The organism is Agrobacterium tumefaciens (assembly GCF_005221325.1).
GTDB lineage: Bacteria > Pseudomonadota > Alphaproteobacteria > Rhizobiales > Rhizobiaceae > Agrobacterium.
In genome coordinates this window covers 404,655-420,964 of sequence record NZ_CP039889.1, presented here as the reverse complement: position 1 = coordinate 420,964, position 16,310 = coordinate 404,655, and the positions used below count along the sequence as shown (strand labels likewise).

Annotated in this window: 14 protein-coding genes; 7 read left to right on the top strand and 7 right to left on the bottom strand. The window is 59.7% G+C overall.

What is annotated here, in order from left to right; all coding sequences use genetic code 11:
- Positions 1 to 20 precede the first annotated feature (20 nt).
- Positions 21 to 2,339 carry an EAL domain-containing protein gene (locus tag CFBP5499_RS16870; protein WP_080829761.1) on the bottom strand — a complete coding sequence of 773 codons (2,319 nt, stop codon included), beginning with the start codon at positions 2,337 to 2,339 and terminating at the stop codon, positions 21 to 23.
- 313 nt (positions 2,340 to 2,652) lie between these two features.
- On the opposite strand from CFBP5499_RS16870, the gene CFBP5499_RS16865 reads away from it, so the two are divergent.
- On the top strand, positions 2,653 to 4,014 hold the full coding sequence (locus tag CFBP5499_RS16865; protein WP_080829762.1) for an amidase: 1,362 nt from the start codon (positions 2,653 to 2,655) through the stop codon (positions 4,012 to 4,014).
- Between the two features lie 41 nt (positions 4,015 to 4,055).
- Here the strand turns inward: CFBP5499_RS16865 and CFBP5499_RS16860 are convergent, their stop codons facing one another.
- Genes CFBP5499_RS16860 through CFBP5499_RS16850 form a run of 3 tightly spaced genes read right to left on the bottom strand, consistent with a single transcriptional unit; the run spans position 4,056 to position 7,067 of the window.
- The gene (locus tag CFBP5499_RS16860; protein ID WP_080829763.1) at positions 4,056 to 4,697 is read right to left on the bottom strand and encodes a ThuA domain-containing protein; all 642 of its coding nucleotides are present in this window, start codon (positions 4,695 to 4,697) and stop codon (positions 4,056 to 4,058) included.
- A gap of 17 nt (positions 4,698 to 4,714) precedes the next feature.
- On the bottom strand, positions 4,715 to 5,815 hold the full coding sequence (locus tag CFBP5499_RS16855) for a Gfo/Idh/MocA family protein (protein ID WP_080829764.1): 1,101 nt from the start codon (positions 5,813 to 5,815) through the stop codon (positions 4,715 to 4,717).
- A 52-nt stretch (positions 5,816 to 5,867) separates the two neighbouring features.
- Positions 5,868 to 7,067: an ROK family transcriptional regulator gene (locus tag CFBP5499_RS16850; RefSeq protein ID WP_080829765.1), complete on the bottom strand. Its 1,200-nt coding sequence runs from the start codon at positions 7,065 to 7,067 to the stop codon at positions 5,868 to 5,870.
- A 191-nt stretch (positions 7,068 to 7,258) separates the two neighbouring features.
- Between CFBP5499_RS16850 and CFBP5499_RS16845 the strand changes: the two genes are divergently transcribed.
- From CFBP5499_RS16845 to CFBP5499_RS16820, 6 genes are all read left to right on the top strand, one after another.
- The gene (locus CFBP5499_RS16845) at positions 7,259 to 8,560 is read left to right on the top strand and encodes an ABC transporter substrate-binding protein (protein WP_080829766.1); all 1,302 of its coding nucleotides are present in this window, start codon (positions 7,259 to 7,261) and stop codon (positions 8,558 to 8,560) included.
- A gap of 71 nt (positions 8,561 to 8,631) precedes the next feature.
- Positions 8,632 to 9,570, top strand: a complete 939-nt coding sequence (locus tag CFBP5499_RS16840; RefSeq protein WP_063949982.1) for a carbohydrate ABC transporter permease — start codon at positions 8,632 to 8,634, stop codon at positions 9,568 to 9,570.
- Positions 9,563 to 10,411, top strand: coding sequence for a carbohydrate ABC transporter permease (locus CFBP5499_RS16835; RefSeq protein WP_080829767.1), 849 nt, complete (start codon positions 9,563 to 9,565; stop codon positions 10,409 to 10,411). The genes CFBP5499_RS16840 and CFBP5499_RS16835 overlap by 8 nt, the downstream gene beginning before the upstream one ends.
- A gap of 17 nt (positions 10,412 to 10,428) precedes the next feature.
- Positions 10,429 to 11,502: an ABC transporter ATP-binding protein gene (locus CFBP5499_RS16830; protein ID WP_080829768.1), complete on the top strand. Its 1,074-nt coding sequence runs from the start codon at positions 10,429 to 10,431 to the stop codon at positions 11,500 to 11,502.
- 146 nt (positions 11,503 to 11,648) lie between these two features.
- Positions 11,649 to 12,701: a sugar phosphate isomerase/epimerase family protein gene (locus tag CFBP5499_RS16825; RefSeq protein WP_080829769.1), complete on the top strand. Its 1,053-nt coding sequence runs from the start codon at positions 11,649 to 11,651 to the stop codon at positions 12,699 to 12,701.
- 21 nt (positions 12,702 to 12,722) lie between these two features.
- On the top strand, positions 12,723 to 13,910 hold the full coding sequence (locus CFBP5499_RS16820) for a Gfo/Idh/MocA family protein (RefSeq protein ID WP_080829770.1): 1,188 nt from the start codon (positions 12,723 to 12,725) through the stop codon (positions 13,908 to 13,910).
- Between the two features lie 218 nt (positions 13,911 to 14,128).
- Here CFBP5499_RS16820 and CFBP5499_RS16815 read toward each other — a convergent pair whose 3' ends face one another.
- From CFBP5499_RS16815 to CFBP5499_RS16805, 3 genes are all read right to left on the bottom strand, one after another.
- Positions 14,129 to 14,377: a hypothetical protein gene (locus tag CFBP5499_RS16815; RefSeq protein ID WP_173990462.1), complete on the bottom strand. Its 249-nt coding sequence runs from the start codon at positions 14,375 to 14,377 to the stop codon at positions 14,129 to 14,131.
- A gap of 116 nt (positions 14,378 to 14,493) precedes the next feature.
- Complete coding sequence (locus CFBP5499_RS16810) at positions 14,494 to 15,780, bottom strand: glycerate kinase type-2 family protein (protein ID WP_080829772.1); 1,287 nt, start codon at positions 15,778 to 15,780, stop codon at positions 14,494 to 14,496.
- 4 nt (positions 15,781 to 15,784) lie between these two features.
- Positions 15,785 to 16,141: a DUF1304 domain-containing protein gene (locus tag CFBP5499_RS16805; protein WP_130932559.1), complete on the bottom strand. Its 357-nt coding sequence runs from the start codon at positions 16,139 to 16,141 to the stop codon at positions 15,785 to 15,787.
- Positions 16,142 to 16,310 lie beyond the last annotated feature (169 nt).

Sequence of the window (16,310 nt, the reverse complement as noted above, 5' to 3'; positions counted from 1 at the left end):
TTTGGCCGGCGGCCGGTTTCTCAAATCGCTTTTTGTGGTGGGTGATAGGCGTTGCGTACTGACTGACCGACATCGTCGATCTCGTCCTTCGCGACCGGGGTGATAACGGCGCGATTCCTGAGTATCCGGGCAAGCGGCGCGGGTTCGGCAAAATAGTAGCCCTGCGCTTCATCGCACCCCGAAAGCTTGAGGGCCTCGAGCTGATCCATGTTTTCAACGCCCTCGGCGGTCACCTTCAGGCCGATCTGCTCGGCCATGTCGATGATGGTGTTGACGATGGCCGAACACATGGGATTGGCGGGCAGGCCGGAGACGAATTCGCGGTCGATCTTGATCTTGTCGAAGGCGACGTGGGTCAGCGTGCTGAGCCCGGCATAACCGGTGCCGAAATCATCAAGTGCTAAACGGACACCTCTTTCCTTCAGCAGTTTCAACGCTTTCGTACTGCTGTCTCGCTCCAGCATCGCGGTTTCCGTGACTTCCAGTTCGAGCCGCTCGGCCGGGAAGCCGGATTTTTCGAGTGCGCGGTCGACAACAGGGACAATATCATCATTGGAGAGCTGAACGGCGGACAGATTGACGGCGAGCCTGATATCTTTCGGCCAGCGCATCGCATCTGCGCAGGCCTGCGCCAGCACCCATTCGCCCAACGGCTTGATGAAGTTGTTTTCTTCCGCAAGGGTGATGAAGCGGTCCGGGGTGATGAGGCCGAGTTTGCTGTGCCGCCAGCGGGCCAGCGCCTCATAAGCGACGATGCGGCCGCTCTGCAGATTGACCACGGGCTGGTAATGCAGCTCGAATTCGTGGTTTTCAAGCGCGGATTTCATGTCGATTTCCAACGCATGCTTGTGCTTTGCCGCCATGTCCATGCCCGGCTCGTAGAAGACGAAATAACCGCAGCCCATGGATTTTGCACGGTAAAGGCCGAGATCGGCATGTTGCAGGAGCTGCGTGGCGGATGTGCCGTGACCCGGCGCGCAGGCGATGCCGATGCTGGTATCGATGCTGATATCGCTGCCTTCGAGGTTGAATCTGCGCGAGACCGCATGCACCACCCGCGCTGCCAGCATCGCCGCGTCGCTCTCGCAATCGCCTTTTGTGGTTTGGATAATCGCGAATTCGTCGCCGCCGAGACGGCTCACCATGTCGTTTTCACCGAGCACGGAAGAAATGCGCGAGGCCACCGCCACCAGCAAGGCATCGCCGGCGGCGTGTCCCAGCGTGTCATTGACGGCCTTGAAGCGGTCGAGATCGAGCAGCATGACATTGAATGGCTGGCCTGACGCGGCAAGATGTTCGAGACGGTTTTCCAGCGTCTTCATCAGCAGCACGCGGTTGGGCAGTCCGGTCAGTGCATCGTGATGCGCCATATGTTCGAGCTGCTGCGCCATATCGCGTATCTGCCGCAGGCGTCCGCGTTCCAGAACCGCTTCACGCAGTGTTTCAATGGCGGTCGCCATGTCGCCGATTTCGTCCCGTCGTTCCTGAAACGGTGTGACGACATCGGTTTCTTCACGGGCAATTCGAAGTGTTGCCTGCACCAGCGCCGGGACCGGTTTGAGGAAATGCCGGGCAATGACGGTCACAAGCACGCCGGTAACGGTCAGGACCACGATCAGCGCGGCGAGCGAATTATAGATCAGCTTGCGCTGTGCGCCGTAAAGCGCGTCCGAACCGCCGATACTGACGGCGACCGCGCCGATGGGTTTCTTCGTTTCCGTGCTGATGATCGGCAGCAGGCCGATATAGTGGCTGGACTCGCCGATGGTGGCAAAACCGGTGGAAAAACGCGCGGCAACCGCATCTCTGGAAAAGATGGGATCGGTGGCAAGCGGCTTTTCGCCGTCATCGGTGGCGTTGTCAAAGGCGGTAGCGATCTGGCGAAAGCCGGAATCTGCCTCGTCATAACGGAAAAGCCAGACGGCATTCTTGGTCTGTGCGCCAATAAGCGCGAGAACGTCACTGGGGTTGAAGCCGGTGACGAGAATGGAATCATCATCGCCAATCGGTTTGTCGGTCAATATGCCATTGACCTGCCCGTCCGCATCGGCGGTGACGCTGACATAGGTGTAGATGCTGCGAAGCGTGGCGCTGGCAATCTGCGAGTTGACGCGGGCCTGGTTGAGCCATTGCTCGCCCGCAGCGGCGACGAACATGTACCAGCCGACGAGTGCGCCAATGCTGTAGGAAAAGATTACGCCGCCCAGAAAGATGAGGGTTATCTTGCTGGCAAGTGACCGCCGCCGCGAAAACCGGCCTGTTTCCGGTTGCGTCGGTGAGCGAAGCTTCTGGCCCGGTTCAACCTGTCTATCTGTCCCCTGATAGGCAGTCTCTTCCATTCGCGATAGTCCCCCGCGATGTCGCGTTATGATTGTTTTATGGAATTTTTATAGGGCATGTATTTCAGCGGTGTCTGCTAAATAATTCAACAAAGTTTAGATGCGATTAAGAATTAGTCCGTCTTTTTATAGTCGTTGCTGATATACGGCGTGACAGGCCTATACCTGTGGTTGAAAAAACTAGCCTGCCGGAAACGGAGCGCGGGCTCAGGATTTTGCGCCGCCCGGATGACCGTGGCTGTGGTGATTGGCCTTGCCAAGTGGCCGAGAAACGGCATGTTGGGCGCGACATGCGGGTTTCAGGGAAGATATCATGGCTCATCGGGGCAAAAACATCGCGCAGCTTTCCATTCTTATCCAAAGCGGCCATCTCGATCCGCGCGCTTTGGCGGAGGAGACGCTCGATGCGATCAGCAAAGAGGATGACCAGGCGATCTTTGTCAGCCTGACGTCAGAGCGGGCCATGGCGGAGGCGGAAGGTGCCTCGAAACGCATTCGTGAGGGCCGTTCCTGCGGCGTACTTGATGGTATTCCGGTGGCCTGGAAGGATCTGTTCGATCTCGAGGGCATTGCCACCACCGCCGGATCGAAGGTGTTGGCTGATGATGCGCCCGCATCCCGCGATGCGGATGTGGTGGCGGCCCTGAAGCAGGCAGGAATGGTTTCCATCGGCCGCACCAATATGAGTGAGTTCGCTTTTTCCGGTCTTGGCATCAACCCGCATTACGGCACACCGCGCAATCCTGTTTCCACGGACGGCCATCGCCTGCCGGGCGGTTCGTCATCGGGGGCGGGCGTTGTCGTAGCAGCCGGTCTGGTGCCGGTGGCGATCGGTACGGATACGGGCGGATCGGTGCGCATTCCGGCCGCCTTCAATGGCGTGGTGGGGTATAAGGCGAGCCGTGGCCGCTATTCGATGCGCGGGGTTTATCCTCTGGCGAAAAGCCTCGATTCGCTCGGACCGCTTACCCACACCGTGCAGGATGCCATCTGGGTGGATGCCGCGATGCGCGGCAGGACGGCTGCCGATCTGGTGCGCATGCCTTTGTCTGGCGTGTCGCTGGTGGTGCCGGAAACGGTGGTTTTTGATGGCATCGAGGCGGGTGTCGCGGCCGCATTCGAACAGGCGGTGGAGCGGCTAGCGCGCGCCGGCGCTTCGGTGCGGCGGCAGGCATTCCCGGTCTTTTCGGAATTGTTCGATCTCATCAGGGAAAAGGGCGCGCTGGTGACGGCGGAAGCCTTTGCCCTGCACAAAACCCGTCTGGAAGGTGCTGAAGCGGCGCGCATGGACCCGCGCGTTGTCGTGCGAACAAGGCTCGGAGCGAATATCTCCATGCCTGACTATATCGCCATCATCGAGGCGCGCGAACGGATGACGGCGGCGTTTTCCGCCATGATCGGCAGGGACGAGCTTCTGGTGTCACCGACATTGCCGCATGTCGCGGCGAAGGTGGCGCCGCTCGTGGAAAATGACGACGCCTTTTTTGCGATGAACGCCAAGACCTTGCGCAACACCCAGATCGGTAATTTCCTGGACCATTGTGGCGTGTCGATCCCCTGTGGAACAGGCGACGCGGGAATGCCGGTCGGCCTGCTGCTTTCCGGCCTGCATGGGACGGATGATCACCTGCTGGGTATGGCGACGGCGGCGGAAGAGATTATACGCGACTGGTGAGATGGAGGAGCGGTCTTTCAAGACCGCTCCCGCTGCAACCGTTACCGCGCCGCCCAGTTCGCGCCGCGGCGGAACATGGTCTTCATCTGCGGCACGGAAAATTCCTTGGCCTGATGGCCGAGTGCCGAATAAAAGACGCGGCCCTTGCCGTATTTGCGCTTCCAGACCACCGGCATCACCACGCCGTCGATCCACCACGCGTGATCGCCGGTGAATTTCGTTGTCGCCAGAACCTCGTTCGAGGGGTCGACATGCATGTAATATTGTTCCGACGTATAGGGGAAATCGGAAATACCCTCCATCAGCGGGTCGTCCGGCCGGGTGATGTTGACCGTGTAATCGATGATATTACCGGGATGGGCGACCCACTGGCCGCCGATCATGAACTGATATTCCACACATTCGCGGAAACTGTCGCCAGCGCCGCCATGGAAGCCGGCAATGCCGACGCCGTTTTCGACGGCGGCTGTCAGGTTCTTGATCTCTTCCTTCTCGATCTTCGACATGGTGACGATCGGCACCACGAGGCTGAGATCATGTACTGAGGGATCGGCAAAGGCTTCCGTGCTGTGCTCGACATAGACCTTGAAACCGTCTTCCTCCAGCATGTCCTTGACGATGGTGGCGCATTCCTGTGGCTCGTGGCCGCTCCAGCCGCCCCAGACGATGAGTGCTTCGCGCATTTATTTCCTCCTCAGGATTATTTGCCGAGCTGGCCGTCGACCAGCGATGTTTCAAGCGGAGCAGGGCGCTCCACCTTGGTGGTGATGGAAACGGTGGTGCCGCTGTCCGATGCCGTCTGGAAGGCTTCCATGACTTCCAGCACATGCAGGGCAAGGTCGCCGTTGGCGCGGTGCGGACGGTTCTCGCGGATGGCATAGGCCATGTCGGCGACGCCGATGGAACGGTAATTGCCGTCAGCATAGGGCGAAGAGAGTGCCTGCGGTTCGAACTGGCCGCCCTTTTTCAGCAATTGCACCTCGCCGCCGAAGTGGTTGGGGTCGGGCACGATCAGCGTGCCTTCCGTGCCGTAAATTTCCAGCGGCACATGTTTATGGCCGGCGACATCGAAGCTCATGCCTACCTGCACCACGGCACCATTCTCAAAAGCCAGAATGCCTGACACATGTGTCGCGACATGGACCGGGATTTTCTCGCCGTTCTTCGGTTCACTGGTGATGAGGCGCTCGTTGCGCGGTGCAATGGCAAAGCCTGCGACCTTGGCCACCGGGCCAAACAGGTTGACGAGGTCGGTGATGTAATAAGGTCCCATATCCAGCATCGGCCCGCCACCAACCTCGTAATAAAAGGCGGGGTTGGGGTGCCAGCGCTCATGGCCGGGGCACATGAAAGTGGCCGTTCCGCCAACGGGCTGGCCCAGCACGCCTTCGTCGATCAGGCGGCGTGCGGTCTGGTGTCCGCCGCCGAGGAATGTATCCGGCGCCGAGCCGATGCGCAGACCCTTGGCCTTTGCCGCATCCGCAAGGTGTTTGCCTTCCGCGAAATTGATGCCGAGCGGTTTTTCGGAATAGGCATGTTTGCCGGCGTCCAGCGCCCGCAGACCCACTTCCACATGCGCCTTGGGGATCGTCAGGTTGACGATGATTTCCACCGAAGGGTCAGAAAGAAGCGCGTCGACGCTCGTTGCCTGAAGGCCGAATTCTGCCGCGCGGGCCTTCGCCACCTCCTCGTTCATATCCGCAAGACCGCGAATATCGAGAATCGGAAACGAGGCCATGGCCTTGAGATAGGCGCTGGAGATGTTGCCGCAGCCGATGATGCCGATACCGACCTTTTTCATGTGATTCCTCCCGTAAATCAGAAATGCCGAATCCCGTGCTCAACCTTGTGGGCTAAAGCGCCGGCCCCGTGGTGTTCCATGGCGATTCGTAAAGTTCGTAAAGCGCGACGGCCGCAGCCCCCTGCGCCCATAATTCGTCGCTCGCAACGTCGAAAACCAGCTCGGCTACGCCGGCCAGCGATGGCGGCACGGCGGCGTTGTAGCTGTCGCGGATGCTGGTGATGAAGGGTTCGCCAAGCTCCAGACTGGAGCCGGTGATGATGACCCGCGGCGGCGCAAACAGCGTGACGATATTGGCAAGCGTCAGGCCGAGTGCGGCACCGGCGCGCAAGGCTGCCGTGATCAGCTCATTGTCTTCAGCCGCAATCAGCGCATGGGCATGCTGCATGCCGCGACCGAGCCGGATGGCCTCGGCAAAACGCCCGTCCACCGGGCGCGAGCCAAGAATGGCATTTTCGCCCGCCTGGCTCGCCAGCCGCACCGTGCCTTCATTGGCGAGGCCGATGACGAGATCGCCGAGATTGTGGCTGAGGCCGCCCGCGCCGCGAAAGAGCTGGTTTTGATGCAGCACGCCAAGCCCGAGCGTCTGTTCGAGCGAAATCAGCACCATGTCTTCCAGATCGCGCGCATGGCCGAACCAGTGGTGGGCGAGCGTAATGGCGTGGGCGTCGCTTTCGATGATGGTCGGCGAATTCAGCCGCGCCGTCATTTCCTCGGCGAAGTTGACATTCACTTCCCGGAGAATAGGGCTGCTGCGGATTTTGCCGGTGCGATGTTCGATGACGCCGGGTAGGCCAAGACAGACCATGTCCACATCCTCGAGCGAAAAGCCCGCATCGACGACGCAGCGGCGCACCCCGTCCTCCACCAGATCGGCGATGACGCCAATCGGCTGGCGGTCGACGCGGATCGGCAAGGAAAGGGTAGACAGCACGTTGCCGCAGAAATCGGTGACGACGAAAACCATGCGGTTTGCGGCGATCTTGGCGCCCACCACACGGGCGGCATCCGGGTTCAGCTCCAGCATCACGCGTGGTCTGCCGCGTGCGCCTTCGGTGCGGATATCGCCGATATGGCGGGTGAGGATAAGCCCGTCATCCAGCAGCGAGGCGGTGATCGCCGACACGGTCGTGGTGGAGAGTTGCGTTCTTTCGCTGATTTCCACCCGCGAGATTGGTCCATGGCGGCGGATGCTGTCCAGCACGCTCAGCCTGTTGATCGCGCGCATCAATTCTGGGTCTGCGGTCTTCATAGGGTCCTGCGATCAATGCCGTTACGTCCCGATTTATATCGGAATGCGGATTAAATAACGGAGTGGGGGTGGGGTGTGTCAAGCACAAAGCGCAAAAAATCGGCGCCGCGCCTTGACAATGAGCGAACCCTGATATGAATTAATCCGCATTGGGGAATAAATGAGGAAATCCCCGAGGGAGGATCACCATCATGACGATTTGGCACGCAGGCGCAAGCCTGAGCGGCAGGCTGACAGGCTTTGCCGCAACGACAAGCATTGCTCTCATGCTCGGCGCCGCCAGCGCCTCGGCCGCGACGGTCGTTAAATGGATGCATGTGGAACTGGACCCCAAATCCGTGGCTGTCTGGGAGGAAATTGCCAAGGAATATGAGGCCAAGCACCCCGATGTCGATGTTCAGCTGCAGTTCCTCGAAAACGAGGCCTTCAAGGCAAAATTGCCGACGCTGCTGCAATCCAACGACGTGCCTGACTTCTTTTACAGCTGGGGCGGGGGCGTCCTTGAGGAGCAGTCCAAGACCGGCGCGCTGAAGGACCTGACCGAAGTTTTCGATGCCGATGGCGGCAAGTTGCGTCAGGCCTATAATGCCTCCGCAATCGATGGTCTGTCTTTCGATGGCAAGGTCTGGGCCGTGCCTTACAAGGTCAGCCTCGTCAGCTTCTTTTATAACAAGGAGCTGTTTTCCAAGGCCGGCGTGAAGGCGGAAGACATCAAGAGTTGGGATGATCTCGGCACAACGGTCAAAAAGATAAAGGAAGCCGGCATCGTGCCGATTGCCGGTGGCGGCGGTGAAAAATGGCCGATCCATTTCTACTGGAGCTACCTCGTCATGCGCAACGGCGGCCAGGCCGTCTTCGATGCCGCCCGCAAGGGCGAAGGCGAAGGCTTCATGGACCCGGCCATCATCAAGGCGGGTGAGCAGCTGGCCGAGTTCGGCAAGCTCGAGCCCTTCCAGCCCGGTTATCTCGGTTCCACCTGGCCACAGGCGCTCGGTGTCTTCGGCGACGGCAAGGCCGCCATTATTCTCGGCTTCGACAATACCGAAGCCAACCAGCGCAAGAATGCCGGCGACGGCAAGGGGCTTGCCCCTGAAAATATCGGCCGCTTTGCCTTCCCGGTCGTTGAAGGTGGTGCTGGCAAGGCCACCGACACCCTGGGCGGGTTGAACGGCTGGGCGCTCACCAAAAACGCTTCCAAGGAAGCGATCGATTTCGCAACCTTCCTGACCAGCAAGGAAAGCGAGGAGAAAATGGCGACCGCCGGCATGATCCTGCCGGTTGCCACGGGTGCTGCCGGTGCGGTGAAGAACCCGCTGCTGGCAGATTCGGCCAAGCAGCTTGCCGCTTCCACCTGGCACCAGAACTTCTTCGACCAGACATTGGGTGCCGCCGTCGGCCGTGTCGTCAACGATGTCTCGGTTGAGATCGTGTCCGGCCAGATGACCGCGGAGGAAGGCGCCCAGCAGATTCAGGACGCATTCGAACTGCGCTGACCTGACGATTTCCATGGCGGCGCCGCCAAATATGCGGCGCTGCTTATCTGCCTCCATGAAAGCGGATAGAGATGACGGATATTTCCATGACTTCTGCGTCCATACCGGCGCGCGGCGCGACAAAGGCCAAGCGCAAGCAAAGTTCGGTCGCGCATGACCGGGCGCTGACCCTGCTGGTGTTTCTGCCGCCAGCACTTCTGCTCTTTACCCTGTTCGTCATCCTGCCCATGGGCGAGGCGGCGTGGTACAGCCTTTACCGCTGGAACGGTTACGGCACGCCGACCGATTTCGTGGGTTTGAAGAATTTTCAGGTCCTGTTCGGCAATGCCGCCTTCTCGCAGGCCCTGATCAATAACGGACTGATCATCCTCATCTCGATCCTGATCCAGATTCCGCTGGCGATCTGGCTCGCCATGATGCTGGCGCACCGCATTCCCGGCGTCGTCGCCTTCCGGCTGGTGTTCTTCCTGCCCTATGTTCTGGCTGACGTCGCGGCAGGTCTGATCTGGCGTTTCGTTTATGATGGCGATTATGGACTTTTCGCCGCCATCTCCAATTTCTTCGGCTTCGCCAATCCTTATGTGCTGGCCGACAAGGATGTGGCGATCTATGCCGTGCTCGGCGTCATCGTCTGGAAATATTTCGGTTTCCACATGATGCTCTTTATCGCCGGCCTTCAATCCGTCGACAAGAACGTGCTGGAAGCGGCTGAAATCGACGGCGCGTCCGGCTGGCAGAAATTCCGTTACGTCACGTTGCCGATGCTCGGCTCCACGGTGCGCCTGTCCGTCTTCTTCGCGGTCATCGGCTCGCTGCAGCTTTTCGACATGATCATGCCGCTTACCGGCGGTGGCCCGTCCAACTCCACGCAGACCATGGTCACCTTCCTCTACACCTACGGCGTCATGCGCATGCAGGTGGGGCTTGGCAGCGCGGTCGGCGTCGTTCTCTTCGTCATCTGCGTGACGCTCGCCTTCGGTTACAAAAGGATTTTCATGCGCCATGACTGACACATCCACTTCCATGCGCATGCCGCTGCAAACCAAGCTTTATCTTTATATATCGCTGAGCCTGATCGCGGCCATCGTGCTCATCCCGTTGCTCACCACCGCACTTGGCGGCTTCAAGACGCTGGGAGACCTGCGCGTGAACCCCTTCGGCATTCCGGCCGAATGGCAATGGGCCAATTACGGGGACATTCTGCTCGGCAAGCGCTACTGGCTGCAGATCTTCAATTCACTTGTTATCGCGCTCTTGACGGTGTTCCTGACGCTAACGGTTTCGGCCATGGCGGCCTTCACCTTCGCGCACGTAAAATTCTTCGGCTCGTCCTTCCTGCTCAATTATTTCCTGCTGGGGCTGATGTTCCCGGCGGCCACCGCGATCCTGCCGCTCTTCATCCGCATTCGCGATCTTGGCCTGCTCGATACCTATTGGGGCGTGGTCCTGCCGCAGGTGGCCTTCGGGCTTGGCATGAGCATTCTTCTGTTCCGCAATTATTTCCGTAATCTGCCCGAGGAGCTGTTTCAGGCCGCCTTCGTGGATGGCTGCGGTTATCTGCGCTTCTTCTGGCACATTTCCATGCCGCTCTCGCGGCCGATCGTGGCGACTGTTGGCATCGTCTCGTTCGTCGGCAGCTGGAACAGCTACATCCTGCCGCTGATCATGTTGAATTCGGAATCGAAATATCCCTGGCCGCTTGGCATCATGGTCTATCGCGGCGAATTCGGCACCGAATGGCAACTCGTGCTCGCCTTCATCACGCTGACGATCCTGCCGACCGTCATCGTCTTCTTCCTCGCACAAAAACACATCATCGCGGGCCTGACGGCCGGTGCCGTCAAATCGTGACGTGAAAGGAGCAAAACATGGCTTCCGTCGAACTTAGGGATATCCGCAAGTCCTATGCCTCGCTCGATGTCATTCACGGCATCTCGCTTGATATAACGGACGGCGAATTCATCGCGCTGGTTGGGCCTTCCGGCTGTGGCAAGTCCACGTTGCTGCGCATGATCGCCGGGCTGGAGGAAATCACCGATGGGGATATCCTCATCGGCGACAAGGTGGTCAATGGCATGACCCCGCGTGAGCGCAACATCGCCATGGTGTTCCAGTCTTACGCGCTTTATCCGCATATGACGGTGGCCGAAAACATGGGTTTCAACCTGAAGCTTGCCGGCCAACCGAAAAACGTCATCGAAGAGCGTGTGGCGGAAGCCGCCCGCATGCTCGATCTCGGCAAGCTTCTGGACCGCAAGCCCTCGCAGCTTTCCGGCGGCCAGCGTCAGCGCGTCGCCATGGGGCGCGCGGTGGTGCGCAACCCTGCAGTCTTCCTGTTCGATGAGCCGCTCTCCAACCTCGATGCCAAGCTGCGCGTGCAGATGCGCAGTGAAATCAAGGCACTGCATCAGAAGGTCGGTACGACCTCCATCTATGTCACCCATGACCAGATCGAAGCCATGACGCTGGCAGACCGGGTGGTGGTGCTCAATCACGGTCGCATCGAACAGCAGGGCACGCCGCTCGAGCTTTACAAGACACCCGCCAATCTCTTCGTCGCCGCCTTCATCGGTTCGCCCGCCATGAACCTCATCGAAGGCGTGGTCGATGGCGAGGGCGACCAGCCCGCCGCCCGGCTGAAGGATGGAACCGCGATCCGCATTGCCGCCTCCAGAAAGGTCAAACGCGGCCAGCCGGTGACGATTGGCTTGAGACCGGAACATATCGGCTCGATCATCGGCGGCGATATCTCGCTCTCCGGCAGGACGGTGCTGGTGGAACCGACCGGCGCGCAGACCCATGTGGTCTTTGAACTGGCGGGTGATCAGGTGACGGCGGTGGTGGATGGCGAGCAACCGGTGAAGGTCAATACGCCCTTTGCCGCCACCGTGCATCATGAACGTGTGCATGTCTTCGACAGGGCCAGCGGCCTGGCGCTTTAGGCTTGTTTCGTTTTTTAGTGAAATAGCGAAATTCTCTCGCTCCCCGGCATTTGGGGCTTGTCTGAAAATTATGAGCGGTTAGCTTGGCAAAATGGGAGCCAAAGCGGTTTTACCGCTGAACTGTATCGATACAGGAGGAGATTTTTATGAAAACGATCAAGGGACCGGGTCTTTTTCTCGGTCAGTTTGCCGGTGATGCTGCGCCTTTCAATACATGGGACGGCATTACCAAATGGGCCGCAGAAAAGGGTTATGCCGGCGTGCAGGTTCCCACCTGGGCCGGGCAGTTGATCGATCTGAAAAAGGCCGCGGAATCCAAGGATTATTGCGATGAATTTGCGGGTGTGGCGCGCCAGAACGGCGTTGAGGTGACCGAGCTTTCCACCCATTTGCAGGGCCAGCTGGTTGCCGTTCACCCCGCCTATGACGAGGCCTTCGATGGTTTTGCAGCACCTGAAGTGCGCGGCAATCCGAAGGCTCGCCAGCAATGGGCGGTGGAGCAGGTGAAGCTTGCGCTGAAAGCCTCGAGAAATCTCGGCATCAACGCACATGCGACCTTTTCGGGCGCTCTTGCCTGGCCCTTCATCTATCCGTGGCCGCAGCGCCCGGCCGGTCTTGTGGAAACCGCCTTTGACGAGCTGGCAAAACGCTGGACGCCGATCCTTGATTACGCCGATGAGCAGGGCGTGGATGTCTGCTACGAAATCCATCCCGGCGAAGATCTGCATGATGGCATAACCTTCGAGATGTTCCTGGAGCGGGTGAAGAACCATCCCCGCGCCAACATGCTCTACGACCCCTCGCACTACGTGCTGCAATGCCTTGATTATCTCGACAATATCGACATCTACAAGGATCGCATCAAGATGTTCCACGTCAAGGATGCGGAGTTCAATCCGACCGGACGGCAGGGTGTTTATGGCGGTTATCAGGGCTGGGTGAACCGTGCCGGCCGGTTCCGCTCGCTGGGCGACGGGCAGGTGGATTTCGGTGCGGTCTTCTCGAAAATGGCGGCCAATGATTTCGACGGCTGGGCCGTGGTCGAGTGGGAATGCGCGCTGAAACACCCTGAAGATGGCGCGCGCGAAGGTGCTGAATTCGTCAAGGCGCATATCATCCGCGTTACGGAAAAAGCCTTTGACGATTTCGCATCTGGTGGCACCGACGATGCGGCCAACCGCCGTATGCTTGGGCTTTGAAAGCATTTCAGGGGAGATATTATGGCTATTGAAGGAAAGACAACCGACAGGGCGAACAAGCGGATTCGCCTTGGCATGGTCGGCGGTGGTTCGGGTGCCTTTATCGGCGGCGTTCACCGCATGGCGGCGCGGCTCGACAATCGCTTCGATCTCGTGGCAGGGGCCCTGTCCTCGACACCGGAAAAATCTCTCGCTTCCGGCCGTGAACTGGGGCTCGACCCTGAGCGTTGCTATGGCTCGTTTGAAGAAATGGCCGAAAAGGAAGCGCTGCGCGAAGATGGTATCGAGGCAGTGGCCATCGTCACCCCTAACCATGTGCATTATCCGGCGGCGAAGGCCTTTCTGGAGCGCGGCATCCATGTCATCTGCGACAAGCCGCTGACCTCCAATCTGGACGATGCGAAGAAGCTGAAGGACGTGGCCGACAAGGCCGATACGCTTTTTATCCTGACGCATAACTACACCGGTTATCCGATGGTGCGGCATGCGCGCGAGTTGGTGGAGGCCGGTGAACTCGGCACGATCCGTCTGGTGCAGATGGAATATCCGCAGGACTGGCTGACGGAAGCAGTGGAACAGACCGGCGCGAAACAGGCGGTCTGGCGCACCGATCCGGCCCAATCCGGCGTAGGAGGTTCCACCGGCGATATCGGCACCCATGCCTATAATCTCGGTTGCTTCATTTCCGGTCTGGAAGCGGATGAGCTGGCGGCGGATGTGCACACGTTTGTCGAAGGACGCCGTCTGGATGACAATGCCCATGTGATGATGCGCTTCAAGCCAAAGGGCGGCAAGCAGGCCGCCAGGGGCATGCTCTGGTGCAGCCAGGTGGCGGTCGGCCATGAAAACGGATTGAAGATCCGCATTTATGGCGACAAGGCCGGTCTCGAATGGACGCAGGCCGATCCAAATTATCTGTGGTTCACGAAGCTCGGCGAGCCGAAGCAGCTGATCACCCGCGGTGGTGCCGGGGCAGGGGCCGCAGCCGCCCGCGTCACCCGCATCCCGTCGGGCCATCCGGAAGGATATCTCGAAGCCTTCGCCACCATCTATACCGAGGCTGCACATGCCATCGAGGCGCGCCGCACCGGTTCGGCACTGGACAAGGCGGTCACCTATCCGACGGTGGATGACGGCGTCAAAGGTGTTGCCTTCGTCACGGCCTGCATCGAGTCAGGTAAGAAGAATGGCGGCTGGGTGAAGCTGTAAGGCGACGTTGCTGCTTGGTTTCTTCTCCCCGCCGGGGAGAAGGTGGCTCGAAGGGTCGGATGAGGGGCAAGGTTGCCGGATTTCGGAGAGCTCGCCCCTCATCCCGCTACCGCGGCTTCTCCCCGACGGGGAGAAGAGGCAAGCGGAACTCGCTCGCTTCCTCTGCGGCGATCACCTCCGAGTTCCGTAGCCCAGTCGGACACCACCTGACGGCCACATCAATTAACGCGTGTCGACTGCTGCTGCGTCCGCTCTGTCACCGGGCAACCATCCTCGATCTTGGTCCAAGAGGAAACGTTGAGCTTCATCTCGCAGCGTGCAAGATAAGAAACGCCATCGACCTTCAGGCAGGATGTCTGGCCGAGTTCGAACATGGTGCCGCGATTACGGCATTTGCAATTATGGGCATCCGCCAAAGCGGGGCTAAGGGCCACTATCAGGCCGGGTACGAGCACTCCAAGACGCATGGCTGAGGCTCCCAAGGATATGCGTCAATTTATACCTGTCCGGCGGCATAGTCAAAACGGCCTCTGCCTGATGATGCCGCGACCGGACGGGAGAGCCGGCTCGGACGCTTCCGCATTCACCCGATCAAAATCGCCCTGATATCATTCACATTCGTCAGGGTCGGACCGGTCACGACAAGATTGCCTGCCTCCTTGAAAGCGGTATAGCTGTCGTGGTTCACCAGCGACTGGCGCGGATCGACACCGGCGGCGCGCATACGCTCCAGCGTATCCGGTGTCACCACGGCACCCGCCGCATCTTCGACACCGTCTATGCCGTCGCTGTCGCCGGCAATAGCCCATATGTCGGCTGCGCCTTTCAGCGTCAGCGCGAGGCTCAGCAGGAACTCCGTGTTGCGGCCGCCCTTGCCTGTCGGTCCCTTGCCGCCAATGCCCTTGTTCAACGTGACCGTGGTTTCTCCCCCAGAGAGCAGCACGGCCGGGCCTTTGACCGGCAGACCCTTGCGGCTGGCGGAGAGGGCGATGCCGGCCATGACAGCACCGACATCTTTTGACTCACCCTCCAGCGAATCTCCGAGGATAAGTGGCGTAAGTCCGAGCTTCACAGCCTCATCCGCCGCCGCCTGCAGGGCGAGCGAAGGAGCCGCGATCAGCCGGATATCCTCTTCGATATCGCCGGACTTCGGGGTTTCCTCACCCTTTTCCAGCACCTTGCGCACATTTTCAGGAAGATCGAGTGCATATCGGGCGACGATTTCCCGCACGGTCGCGATATCGCTCGGATCGGCAACCGTCGGGCCGGAGGCGATCTCGGAGGGGTCGTCACCGGGAACGTCGGAAATCAGCAGCGAAACAACTTTCGCCGGTTTGGCGGCCAGCGCCAGCCGCCCGCCCTTGATGCGGGAGATATGTTTGCGTACCGCATTCATTTCGGAGATGGTCGCACCGCTGGCCAGAAGGGAACGATTGACAGCCATCTTGTCGGCAAGCGTCATGCCTTCGGCCGGGGCCACCATCAGCGCGGAACCGCCGCCGGAAATCAGCGCGATCACCATATCGTCGGCAGTCAGTCCTTCGACGGTGGCGAGAATGCGTTTCGCCGCTTCCGCACTTTTGTCATCAGGTACGGGATGGGAAGCCTCGATGATCTCGATACGGGAGGTTGGGACGGCATGGCCATAACGCGTCACCACCACACCGGAAAGATCGACATGCGGCCATGCCGCTTCCAGCGCTGCGGCCATGGCGGCGGAGGCTTTGCCCGCACCCACCACCACACAGCGGCCCTTGGGCGGAGAGGGGAGATGCTGTTGCAACACCCTTGCCGGATCGGCGCTTGCGACTGCCGCCATGAAAATCCGGTTGAGGGCGTCTTTGGCGCGGCTGTCGTTCCATGCGGTCATCGGTTCATACTCCAATCCAGAGCGCGCCAAGCGCCAAAAGGGCGGGCAGCGCCTGAATGAACAGGATCTTCATGGTATTGGCGGTGATGGCGCCGAAAATACCGGCTACCAGAACGCAGGTGAGGAAGAAGACGTTGAAGCTCAGCCCGGTATCGCCCTGCATGAGCCCATAGATCAGCCCGGCTGCCAGAAACCCGTTATAAAGCCCCTGATTGGCGGCCAGCACTTTCGTCTGCCGGGCAAAATCCGCCGAAAGACCGAAGGCCTTGCGGCCGGCCGGCTTCTCCCACAGCAGCATTTCCAGAATGACGATGTAAATATGGATGGCCGCAACCACGGCAATCAGAATGCTGGCGATCATCGGCGGTTCCTCCAAACCATGATGCCCTCCGCCGTGGTTTTCAGAGGGCGAACGGACCATTCCGTTTTAACGGCGAGGCGAAGGGCTGCAAGGCCAGAATCTCCTCTTTCCGTGCAAACTGTTGAAGACCGGCAGCCTGTTGCTTGACTCTTTGCTGAAATAGGAACAA